This window comes from Clostridium saudiense, from assembly GCF_000577815.1.
Taxonomy (GTDB): Bacteria; Bacillota; Clostridia; order Clostridiales; family Clostridiaceae; genus Clostridium; species Clostridium saudiense.
In genome coordinates this window covers 1-12,337 of record NZ_CBYM010000057.1, presented here as the reverse complement: position 1 = coordinate 12,337, position 12,337 = coordinate 1, and the positions used below count along the sequence as shown (strand labels likewise).

Annotated in this window: 10 protein-coding genes and 2 pseudogenes; 4 read left to right on the top strand and 8 right to left on the bottom strand. The window is 26.7% G+C overall.

Annotated elements, in window-relative coordinates:
* The 7 genes and pseudogenes from TY07_RS18670 to TY07_RS16065 all read right to left on the bottom strand — a co-directional run.
* Positions 1-1,123, bottom strand: a 1,123-nt coding sequence (locus TY07_RS18670) for a glucosaminidase domain-containing protein (RefSeq protein ID WP_242833277.1), incomplete at its 3' end; no start/stop codon positions are given.
* A gap of 274 nt (positions 1,124-1,397) precedes the next feature.
* A pseudogene (gene tnpA, locus TY07_RS16090) lies at positions 1,398-1,709 on the bottom strand (IS200/IS605 family transposase); the annotation flags it as partial.
* A 203-nt stretch (positions 1,710-1,912) separates the two neighbouring features.
* Complete coding sequence (locus TY07_RS16085; protein WP_042402547.1) at positions 1,913-2,542, bottom strand: DUF1919 domain-containing protein; 630 nt, start codon at positions 2,540-2,542, stop codon at positions 1,913-1,915.
* Positions 2,543-2,593: 51 nt separating this feature from the next.
* Positions 2,594-3,616, bottom strand: a complete 1,023-nt coding sequence (locus TY07_RS16080) for a glycosyltransferase family 2 protein (RefSeq protein WP_042402545.1) — start codon at positions 3,614-3,616, stop codon at positions 2,594-2,596.
* A gap of 19 nt (positions 3,617-3,635) precedes the next feature.
* Positions 3,636-4,355, bottom strand: coding sequence for a sugar transferase (locus TY07_RS16075; RefSeq protein WP_172684750.1), 720 nt, complete (start codon positions 4,353-4,355; stop codon positions 3,636-3,638).
* 3 nt (positions 4,356-4,358) lie between these two features.
* Positions 4,359-5,558, bottom strand: a complete 1,200-nt coding sequence (locus tag TY07_RS16070) for a DegT/DnrJ/EryC1/StrS family aminotransferase (RefSeq protein WP_042402543.1) — start codon at positions 5,556-5,558, stop codon at positions 4,359-4,361.
* Positions 5,559-5,653: 95 nt separating this feature from the next.
* Positions 5,654-6,532 (bottom strand): beta-1,6-N-acetylglucosaminyltransferase, encoded by an 879-nt coding sequence (locus TY07_RS16065; RefSeq protein WP_042402540.1) that lies wholly within the window; start codon positions 6,530-6,532, stop codon positions 5,654-5,656.
* A gap of 600 nt (positions 6,533-7,132) precedes the next feature.
* Between TY07_RS16065 and TY07_RS16060 the strand changes: the two are divergent.
* The 3 genes and pseudogenes from TY07_RS16060 (at position 7,133) to TY07_RS16055 (ending at position 9,595) form a co-directional block, all read left to right on the top strand.
* Positions 7,133-8,182, top strand: a pseudogene (locus TY07_RS16060) (MBOAT family O-acyltransferase).
* 14 nt (positions 8,183-8,196) lie between these two features.
* A complete protein-coding gene (locus TY07_RS18665; RefSeq protein ID WP_242833276.1) occupies positions 8,197-8,517 on the top strand; it encodes a hypothetical protein in 321 nt (106 codons plus the stop codon).
* Positions 8,477-9,595 (top strand): alginate O-acetyltransferase AlgX-related protein, encoded by a 1,119-nt coding sequence (locus TY07_RS16055; RefSeq protein WP_242833275.1) that lies wholly within the window; start codon positions 8,477-8,479, stop codon positions 9,593-9,595. The genes TY07_RS18665 and TY07_RS16055 overlap by 41 nt, the downstream gene beginning before the upstream one ends.
* 361 nt (positions 9,596-9,956) lie before the next feature.
* On the opposite strand, the gene galE is transcribed toward TY07_RS16055, so the two are convergent.
* A complete protein-coding gene (galE, locus tag TY07_RS16050) occupies positions 9,957-10,967 on the bottom strand; it encodes a UDP-glucose 4-epimerase GalE (RefSeq protein WP_042402537.1) in 1,011 nt (336 codons plus the stop codon).
* A gap of 321 nt (positions 10,968-11,288) precedes the next feature.
* Between galE and TY07_RS16045 the strand changes: the two genes are divergently transcribed.
* A complete protein-coding gene (locus TY07_RS16045; protein ID WP_042402534.1) occupies positions 11,289-12,257 on the top strand; it encodes an LCP family protein in 969 nt (322 codons plus the stop codon).
* Positions 12,258-12,337 lie beyond the last annotated feature (80 nt).

Here is a 12,337-nt window from a genome sequence, read left to right as displayed (position 1 = left end):
TTTCTCCTGTCGTCTTAAAGCTTGTTATTTTAGAAATATAGTTAATAGGTTCTTGAGCTATCTCATCTCTTATCTTTAAAATCTTATATCCATATGAATTTGATGCAGCCCATCCTTTCCCCTTTGGATTTTCTGGTATTCCAAGATGCTCTACATATAATGCAGTTCCTCTTTGGACATATTTAAACCTTGTATCTACACACTCTTGTACTAAGGCCTCTGTAGATGCATATGCTTTTAAGTGCTGAACAACTGCTCTTATTCCTATTTGTATTGTTGGAAATGATTCACCAGGTACTCCATTTCCGACTGCACCTAATCCTGCAAAGTTATTCTGCTCTTCTTTTACATCCCCACCAAACTTTAAGAATCCTGTTTCATGCATCATTTGAGAAAATAATATATCGTGATTTACACCTTCAATATTTGATTCATTTATAGTATAATCAACAAAAGCTTCAGCATACTCTTGACTCTTACTTGGATTTCTCTTTAATAAGTATGAAATCATTTGCTCCCTTTTCAACGTTCCCTTTGACATAATAACTGTTGTCGTTGTATCAACACTTATATTAACCTTTGCTTCTGCTTTTTGTCCTTTAATATCAATTGCAATGACTTTTACTTCATGTACACCATTTTGGTATCCTTCAATTTCCATATTAAATCCACTATTAGTAGAATTAATATATTGAGGATACTTACTACCTATATCATTTCTTGTTATACCATAAGTAGCTTGTCCGTAAAGTTTTCCATCTATATATACATTTACTTCTGATATACCTTCTAAGCCTACAGCCCATCCTTTTACAAAAAATGATCCTGTTAATTTATGATTTTCAATAGGATTTTCTAATTTAATTACTACTGGCTCATCACCAACACTTCTTTTTTCTTCATTAATATTATTTACATCTTCCCCCTCATCACTAATATTCTCACTGTCAAAATTAACGTCTTCTATACTCATCTCATCTTGGAAAATTAACCCTAATTCTTCGTTAGAATTAATTTTACTTGTATTAGAATCTACAAATGCTTGTACATCTACATTAGGCATAATTAGATTCACCACAAATAAGAATAGTACTAAAAAAGTAACTTTTTTTATAAATTTCATGAATTTCCCCCTAAATAATTAAGGATAGTACAAATTCATAGCAAACTAGTTTATAGCACTCATGAAGATTATACCTAATATTATTTATTTAATCAATAAATTGTATTTTTTATAAAAAAAATTTATATTTTTACGTTTTTCTACATAATCAGGATCACCCGTCAAACAGGTGGTTTGCTCTGCGCCTATAAGGCTCTGTTACTGCCTGTGCTACTCGCACGTCGAACGGTTTGCCAACCGCATATTTTCACTGGCTACCCCTAAAGGGGCTGTATTACTTGCCTTTCTTTACCGGCTTACCCGTAAACGGGTCTATATATTCTTTTAAACTCATTTGTTCATATGCTAAATCTTCTTGAATCTAATTTTTGATATACTCTTCTATTATCTTTTTATTTCGTCCTACTATATCAACATAATATCCCTTACACCAAAACTGCCTATTTCCATACTTATATTTTAAATTTTCATGTCGGTCAAATATCATCAATGAACTTTTTCCCTTTAAATATCCTATAAACTGTGAAACACTCAATTTAGGTGGTATACTAACAAGCATATGTATATGATCTTTACATGCATTTGCCATGTGCTAAACTACTATTATCCATATTGGATACCTCCTTGTATTATAGTTGTGGTCGGCAAACCTACTATAATTTTACAACGGAGTTTTTTTATTTCTACTTATCGCTAGAAACTTTCCGGAACCACAGGTCGAACCTGTGGTATTCTAAATACAAAAAGACTACTTTAGTTTATATTATATAATCTAAAGTAGTCCTCTAATTATGTATTTAAGGAGTTTAATAATTTCTTAATATTAATATATTTTTTATAATATCTCCATTCATCTTTAACAAATTCTTCACCACTAAACTCTCTAAGTGTTATTACCGACTTACATGATTTAAATTCCTTTGCTGAAAAACATATTTTATTCTTAAACTTCAATTTATCAAATCTAAATATTAAGTCATCATAACACTTATCCTTATCCGAAAATTTCACCAATAAATTATCTCGATTTATTCTTGAGCATCTTTCATTCCATTTATTTTCTGCCTCTTCTTTAGAATGATAATGTAAAAAATGAATTTCAACATTTTCTCCTAACTTTGCTATAGGATACTTATTAAATGTATTATTATTAATAAGTTCTTCTTTATATTTAGAACTTCCTGCATCTATAAAAAATAACTTCTTCTCAATTAGAGTATCAAAATTCTCAAGCAGTTCTATATAATCCGGTGCAAATATAAATAACCCAACAAAAGGTGTCCTATACTGTAAATTAAACTTTTGATAGACAAATCCTCCCCAACAATTATTACTAATTATAGTAAAACATTTATTTTTAAGTCCTATTTTATTTATATTTCCTAAGATTCTCTTCACGTTCTTTTTTATTTTATCCATTTTTCATATTCCTCTTTCGATAAATATAAAATTATATAATCATACTAATTCTTATTTAACTATTGGATATTCAAATGATTTGTTTAATCTTATCCAAAATGGTAACTTTATTAAACCATATAATGTTCCCCATCCATAAGATAAATGTAATAAAAAGAAAATAAATGGTAATAATAAATAATCTAAATGCTTTTTCTCTGAAATTATAGAAAAAATAGTATTCAATATATTAAACGTAAAATATGCACCTAATAATAAAATCAACGGTATACTACTAAATACAAATGCAAATATTATACTAAATATAAGAGCTAATACAAATACTAGTGGCACAAAATGATATATTGAAAAACATTTTGGAGATATTCCCATTGTTAATCCAATCCAATATCCATTCAAATACTTCTGCTTCATCATTTTCGACAAACTATTTCTAGCATGATGATATGACTTTATTGTTGGATCAAGTAAAAACTTATACCCAGCTTTCTTCATTCTATAATGTATTTCATTATCTTCTGTTCTCGCTAATCTTTCGTCATATCCCCCAACCTTTTTAAATACTTCCCTAGAATAAGCAGCATGAGCAAGAGTACTTACATACTCTTCTCTCTCTTTCCTTCTATAAGTTGCTATTCCACTACCAAATATAGATTTTTCAGCTATTAAAAGAGTTTTTTGCCAAGCATTATTTTCATCTATTATACTTATTCTGTGACCACCAACAATTTTCTCTCCCATATCAATCCTATTTACATTTTTGCTAATAAAGTCATTTGGTAGAGAAGAATGTGCATCTACTCTTAATATTAAATCCCCAGTACTAGCTTCTAATGCAATATTCCATCCACAAGGCAAAATCTTTTTAGGATTATCTAATACTAAAACTTTAGAAAATGTCTTATTTATTTCTTTAAACTTCATCATAATATCTTTTGTATTATCACTTGAATTACTATCTACTAATATAATTTCAATATCATTATGATTATAGTCTTGTTTTTTAAGATCTTCTAAAAGATTTTCTAGTTTACTGCCTGCATTATAAGCTACAACTATAAAAGAAACCTTCACTATATTTATCTCCTCTCTTTTAACTGTCCGATTGCTGTGAGTTATTTTCTTCTAATCCTAAAACTGCACCAACAGTTCTAAATATAATTTTAATATCATACAAAACTGTAAAAAGCTTGATGTAATGTAAATTATATCCCATCTTTAATGGTAAAACCTTATATATATAATCATTATCTATGTTATTACTATTATCTAATATCTTTTCTTCATCTTTGAATTCAATACTAGCTTCCGATGTTACCCCTGCTGGCAACAATAATGTAGCTATCATTTCATCTGTATATTCATTAACATATCTTGGAACCTCTGGCCTAGTACCAACAAAACTTAAATCTCCAAACAATATATTTATTATTTGTGGTAATTCATCTAATCTATACTTTCTTAAAAACTTTCCGACCTTAGTAACTCTAGGATCATCTTTTGATGTCACTTGTGTTCCTAGTTTTTCAGCATTTACAACCATAGTTCTAAATTTAAATATTTTAAATTCTCTACCATATTGAGTTACTCTAACTTGTTTAAATAATGCTGGCCCCTTAGATTCACATTTTATAACTATCGCTAAAATAATCATTATTGGTGAAAGTACTATAGTACCTATTAATCCACCGATAAAATCTAAAGCTCTCTTCAAGGCTAATTGTCCTCTTCTTTTATTAAGAATATCGTAATATTCCTTTACCTCATTATTTTTCATAAACTCTGGCAAGTTATCGTACTTTTTCAATGACATATACTATCCTCTTTCTATTTCATTAAGTTTTTCTATTACGTAATTTACTTGCTCCTCTGTCATAACAGTATTAAGAGGTAATGTTATTTCATTCCTATACATATTAAATGCATTTGGATAATCCTTAATATCAAATCCTAAATTTTTATATGCAGTTAACATAGGTAATGGCTTATAATGAACATTTGTAGCAATTCCAAATTCCGACATTTTTCTAATTACTTCATTTCTATACTCTTCATCTTTCCCAACTAATCTAACTAAATATAAGTGATAACTTGAATGACTATCTCCATTATCATGAGTTAATACCTCTAAATTACAATTATTCTTAAATCCCTTATCATACATTTGAACAATCTTATGTCTATATTTTAATATATCATCATATCTAGTAAACTGAGCTAACCCTATAGCAGCCATTATATCAGTCATATTACATTTATAGGCTGGCTCTAAAATATCGTACTCCCATGACCCTATCTTAGTCTTAGATAAAGCATCTTTTGTTTGTCCATGAAGAGATAGTATCATATATTTCTTATATATATCTTCACTATCAATACCTTTAATCTTTCTCCAAGTTACTGCTCCCCCTTCTGCTGTTGTTAAATTTTTAACTGCATGAAAAGAAAAACTAGTAAAATCAGCAACTGCTCCACTCATCTTCCCCTTATATTTTGCTCCAAATGAATGAGCTCCATCAGCTACTATAGCTACTCTTCCTATAGCCTTTTGAACTTCGTTATTTGCTTTAAATATTTCCTTCTTACTATTAACAATTTCAAATAATTTATCATAATTACACATTATACCAGCTAAATCAACCGGAATAATTGCTTTTGTTCTTTCATTTATTAAATCTGATATTTTATCATAATCCATCTCAAAAGAGTCTTTTTCTGTATCAACTAATACAATCTTTGCCCCCACATGATCAATCACACTAGCAGATGCCGTATATGTATAGGCTGAAGTAATTATTTCATCTCCTTTTCCTATACCTAATAACCTTAGTGTCATTTCTAATGCAGCTGTAGCAGAATTTAAACAAACTGCTTTCTCAGTTTCACAATACTCTGCAATTTTATTCTCGAACTCTTTTGTCTTAGGTCCTGTAGTTATCCACCCTGATTTTAACACTTCAACAACATTATCTATTTCTAATTGTGCTATATCTGGTGGTGAAAAAGGTACGTTCATATTAATTCCTCCTAATTAATCCTACAATTAATTTCATAATACTTTATATTTTATCATATATTTATAGAAAAGTTTAGTAATTAGTTATAAACTAATTATTCATATAAATTAAATATATTATTAAATTTATTAATATCTAAATTTTCATTAAATTTCCTAGCAAATATGCAGTCACTATTTTTATCTTCTTTAATTTTTTCAAAATCATTTTCATCTAATAACCTTGGATACTCTGGTCCCGTTTTCCAATCTATATATCTTAAGGCCATATGATTATCATCAACTTCATTAAGCCTATAAATTCTATTCTTAAATTTAGAATTCATTATTATTGTTTGAAAAAAAACTTCATCTCCGCATAATGATTTTTTAAAAGCGTCTTCATACCATTTATTATTTTCTATGTAATCTAGTAAATAAATACAAAATTCATGACTAACACAAAACCAATTTGGTCCTTTATACAACTTTGGTAATAATTCAAACTTATCATTTTTCTTCTGTAATGATAATTCCTTTTGAACTTTTGCAGCTACTTTTTCTAAAATATTTTTATTTTTTTTATAATGATATCCTTTATGCTCATATTTAACTCTATTTTTAATAGAGTTATAATTTATACCTGTATCTATCCCTATAAATTCTTTACCCTTATTACGTTCAAAAAACTCCTTTATCATAGTGCTACTTTTTAATGGCATATCATCGCCTGATATAATACATAAATAATCAAAATTATACTTCATTGCGTTTTTTATTATATTTAATGTACTTTCAATCTGAGAATATGTACCCCATTGAACATTAACATTATTATCCATAATATCCGCAACAGATTTATATTCACCAAAAATTGCTTTGTCAACCTTTTTATCTACATGTAAAATTATATCATTATCTCTATATAATAAGTTTATAGTATTTCTTAAAATATTGCTATTTTTATGTGTAATAATCCCATAACATATATTCACGTAGATCTTACCATCCTTTATTAATTATTTTGATTTCTCAATTATACAATTATAGACCTATTCATAAAACGAGTAAATAGCTTTACTAGTTTTATATTTTATCATTAAAACTTCATATATAATACATTTAATAATTATAGCTTTTAAGTTATAATATTTCTTATGTGTATTTTTATTATTATATACTACCTAAAATCTCAGATATGCACAACATATAATTAAAATTTAGTATAACATAGGAGGAATAATTTTGGTATTTAGTTCGCAAATTTTTATTTTCATTTTTTACCATTTACATTGCTTTTTTATTATTTATGCCAAGGAAAAATTAGAAATTATATACTTCTATTAGCAAGTATATTCTTTTATGCTTGGGGAGGAGTAAATTATGTTCCAATACTACTGATTTCAATTCTAATAAATTATACATTTGGTATTTTAATATTTAAATTTAATAAAAAATCTAATTTAAGTAAACTTTTACTAATAATTGGTGTAATATTAAATCTAAGTATTTTGTTCTACTATAAATATTATGATTTTACAATAAACAATATAAATAATATATTTAATAGCAATTTTCAATTAAAACAAATTGTAATGCCAATTGGAATATCATTTTTCACATTTCAAGGAATGTCCTATATAATCGATATATATAGAGGGGTTGCCACGGTTAATAAAAATCCCTTCCTAGTCGCGCTATATATTTCTCTATTTCCACAATTAGTTGCTGGTCCAATAGTAAAATATAAGGATATAGATAGTCAGATTAGAAATCGAAAGGAAACACTAAAAAAATTTAGTTATGGAATTGAACGCTTTATTATCGGTCTTGCAAAAAAAGTTATAATAGCTGATATCTTAGCTGATTTTATAGCATGGGTAATTCCATACTCATATAATGTTATAGATACACCTACAGCTTGGTTAGGAATAATTTGCTATACTCTACAAATATTCTTTGATTTTTCTGGTTACTCAGATATGGCCATAGGTCTTGGATATATGTTTGGATTTAAATTTATGGAAAATTTTAATTATCCATATATATCTAAAAGCATTACCGAATTTTGGAGAAGATGGCATATATCGTTATCTACTTGATTTAGAGAATATATATATATACCATTAGGTGGTAATAGGACTGGTAATACCTATATAAATCTTCTAATCTTATTTTTAATTACTGGATTATGGCATGGCGCTTCTTGGAACTTTGTTTTTTGGGGAGTATGGCATGGTTTCTTTATTGTAATCGAAAGATTAATTCATAATAAACATTGGTATATAAAAACTCCTAATATAATTAAATGGTTAATCACCATGTTTATCGTTATTATAGGCTGGGTATTCTTTAGCTTCAATACATTGCAAGATGCATTTAAATTTATCTTAGTTTTATTTGGACTAGTTCATAATGAAATTATATCATTTGAATTCCCTTACTTTATGAATTTTAGAATGATAGTATGGTTAATAATTTCTATTTTTATATCAACACCTATACTTCCTAATATTTTTAAAAAATATAATTCAACAAAGTATTTTGAAGTAATAAAAACTATATTTTTATCTCTGTTATTAATCACTTGTATAGTTTTCATTGTAAATTCAACCTATAGTCCATTTATTTATTTTCAATTTTAATTGGTGGTGATTATATGAAACGTATATATATTTTAAGAATAATAGCCTTTATTTTAATATTAGTTATACCTGTTATAACTATGAATTTAAAAAATAATCAAATATCTGAAATAGATAATAAAAAACTAATTGAAATTTCAGATGTATTATCTGGAGACTTCACTACAAATGCAGAAGAATTCATTAATAATAGAATTGGTTTTAGAACGACTATGATTAATGCATATACTAAAGCTATGGATTCATTATTTAATTATATGATTCATCCTAGCTATCAATATGGACAAGATGGTTATGTATTTTTCAAAATTATCAAGAGAAGGATTCGATATTGAATATCAAGATACATTTTCTAATTTTATTTTAAAAATACAGGATTATTGTAATTCTAGGGATATAAATTTTTTATATGCTGTTGAACCTAGTAAGACCACCGTATATTCTGAATACTTACCAATAGGAGTTAATTATCAGAATTTTAACCTTAACTACCTTTTAGATAGTCTTACTAAAAATAATATAAATTATGTATATACTGGTGATAATCTTATTAATGCAAAAAATAATTATCAAGTATTTGATAAAAAATATGATGCTAATCATTGGAATGAAACAGGGGCTATTATAGGAATATCTACTATATTAAATAAACTAAATGAAATTGATTCCTCTATAGATAAATTTGATATAAATAATTATGATATAGGGGTAAGTACTCATACTACATTGCCAGTTTCATATTTTCCTATTAATGAAGAAACAATTACCTATGAACTAAAAGATTCATCAAATATAAAAAATGTAGATACTTTTATAGATAAAATTAAAATATCTGAACATTACAGTAATTTTGCTCACTATATTAATACGGATAATACTGAAGCTCCAAAAATATTAGTGTTTGCTGGAAGTTATTTTAATAATAATCATAAGTTTTTAACAGATAGTTTTTCTGAATTTATTCTAGTTCATAATTATCAAAATATACTTGATATTGATTATTATATAAATTTATTTAACCCTGATATTGTGTTATTTGAGTCTATAGAATATACACATAACTCAACATATTTTGATGCCACATCAATGAAAGAAATAAGTTATAATAAACCATTGTCAAGTTATAGTAATCTAATAAATTCTCAGTTTACAAACATTGATAATACTTATAAAATTAATGATAATTATGCAGTGACAGATTTATCAATTCCTCTTATTAATAATGAAACTTTATACTCATATGTAAAAGTTGGAGATAGAATTTTAGATTGTAAAACCATTACTGATGATAATAACCATCAACATATAGAAATTTCTATTCCATCTTCAGAACTAAGTCATATAAATGAAATTACATTTTATGCAATTTCTAATAACGAAATGGAATACTCTGAAATAAAAATTAATTTATAATTTCCATACCATATTATTAAAAATATGCTACATTAGAATTAATTAAAGTAAATCTTATATCAATAATACAAGAAATAATTTAAACTACTAAAAGCTGATTTCTGTACTTTACAGAAGTCGTTTTTATTTTGTATATATTTTAATTTTTCCCTTACATTTCAAACATCTTTTTATGTTCATTAACATTTTGTAATTATCATTGTAACCTTTAATCATTAAATTTAATATATTCACATATTTTTCTTTTTATATTATCTATTTAGTTATATTAATAGACTTTTACAATTATTCACTTTACAAAATAAAAAAGCTAAGGAAAAGCAATAATTCTGTTTTCCTTAGCTATAAAAGCATACATTATCTAATTATATCCCTTAGGATTATTACTTTGCCATCTCCAAGAATCTTCACACATTTCCTTGATTCCTCTTTCAGCTTTCCATCCTAACTCTTCATTTGCTTTCTTAGGATCAGCATAACAAGTAGCAATATCTCCTGCTCTTCTTTCTACTATTTCATAAGGAATTTCTCTTCCTGATGCTTCACTAAATGCCTTAACAACATCTAGTACTGAATATCCAATACCAGTTCCTAAATTATAAGTTACAAGTCCTGGATTAGTTGCAAGTTTTTCTAAAGCTTTAACATGCCCTACAGCTAAATCTACAACATGGATATAATCTCTTACACCTGTTCCATCATGAGTTGGATAGTCATTACCAAATACTCTTAATTGCTTTAATTCTCCAATTGCTACCTTTGTGATATATGGCATTAAGTTATTTGGTATTCCATTCGGATCCTCACCTATTGTTCCACTCTTATGAGCTCCAACTGGATTAAAGTATCTTAGTATCGCTATGTTTAATTGTGGTTCTGCCTTTGCAATATCTCTTAACATATCTTCAATCATAAGCTTAGTTGATCCATAAGGGTTAGTAGTTGATAATGGAGAATCTTCTGTTATAGGAACTACCTTTGCATCTCCATAAACTGTTGCAGATGAACTAAATACAAAGTTTCTACATCCATATTTCTTCATAGCCTTTAATACTACTAATGCACTTGTTAAGTTATTGTAGTAATACTCTAATGGCTTTTCAACTGATTCACCTACTGCTTTAAAGGCCGCAAAATGAATTACCGAATCTATGTTATTTTCTTCAAATATTTTTTCTGTTTCATATACATTAGTTAAATTAACATTATAAAATTTAACGTTCTTACCTGTTATTTCTCTAATTCTATCTTTAACAAGTTCTTTACTGTTACTTAAATCGTCAGCAATTACAACATCATATCCTGCATTTAAAAGCTCTACTGTTGTATGACTTCCGATATAACCCATTCCCCCAGATACTAATACTGCCATAATTAATTTCCTCCCAAATAATTATTAATTTCCTCACTTATTATTATATAACATATTTTTCAAATATTAAATAACTTTTTTAATTTAATTAATAAAGTTTTATAATTGCGCTTTCCATGTAATAATATCATATTTTTCTTAAATATAATTATAAATTTCACACAAAAGATTCATATATAAATTACTTAATATTTTAATAAACAGAAAAAGTATTTTATTTCCAAAATCAAATATTAATATATTTTGTCAAACTTCATTTGTTCATGTTAAAATTATTATACTATTAAAAATTACAAATTTTATGGACTATAGGGGGAACTTATGAAAAAATTATCTACAACAAAAAAGGTTCTAATGGGTATTTGCTTAGTATTAGTTTTAATAATTGGAAGTATAGCATTTGCTCTTAATCACTATTCATCTAAGGTTGAAAGAGTGGAAATTGATAGATCTGTCGTAACTGAAACTGGTAAAGAACCAGCAAAGGAAGATCAAGATGTTGTAACAATAGCTTTATTAGGAACAGATTTTAGCCAAAATGAGAAATACGGAAATCTTTATGGTGCTTCAGACTGTACTATGATATTAGGAATAGATAAAAAAAATAATAAACTTAAGCTTTTCTCACTAATGAGAGATATGTATTTGGATTTACCTGACGGAAGTGGAAAACAAAACTTAAATTATACAATGGCCTATGGCGGACCAGAGCTTATATTAAAAACTATAAATACAAATTTTAATTTAACTGTTGATAAATTTATTTCTGTTAGTTTACACACTTTACCTGAAATTATTGATAAACTTGGTGGGGTTGAAATGAATATAACTAATGAAGAATTAAATTATATAAATGGATATATTAAAAATATTGATAGTGAAAATGGTACAAATACTGAAAAATTAACCTCAGCTGGTACTCAAACCTTAAACGGAACTCAAGCGGCTGCGTATTGTAGAATAAGATATACTGAAGGTAGTGATTATAAAAGAAGTGAAAGACAAAGAGATGTTCTTGAAGCTTTATTTAACAAATTTAAAGATTCATCACTTACAGAACTAATTTCTATAATGGACGATATTTTGCCTTTAGTAACAACTAATCTTACTAATAGTGAGATTATCTCTATAGCTACTACAGTTCTAGGCATGGGTACTCCTAATATAGAGCAATCTAGATTTCCTCTTGATGGAAAATCTGAAACTATCTATACAGACATGCTACATCTAACTATAGATGCTGAAGAAACTACTAATGATATACATAAATTCTTATATTCTTTAGACTAATTTAAAATTATATTTATTTATGTTAATAAAAAGTGTTAAAAATATTAAACCTGCGAGTTTATGTTTTTAACACTTTTCGT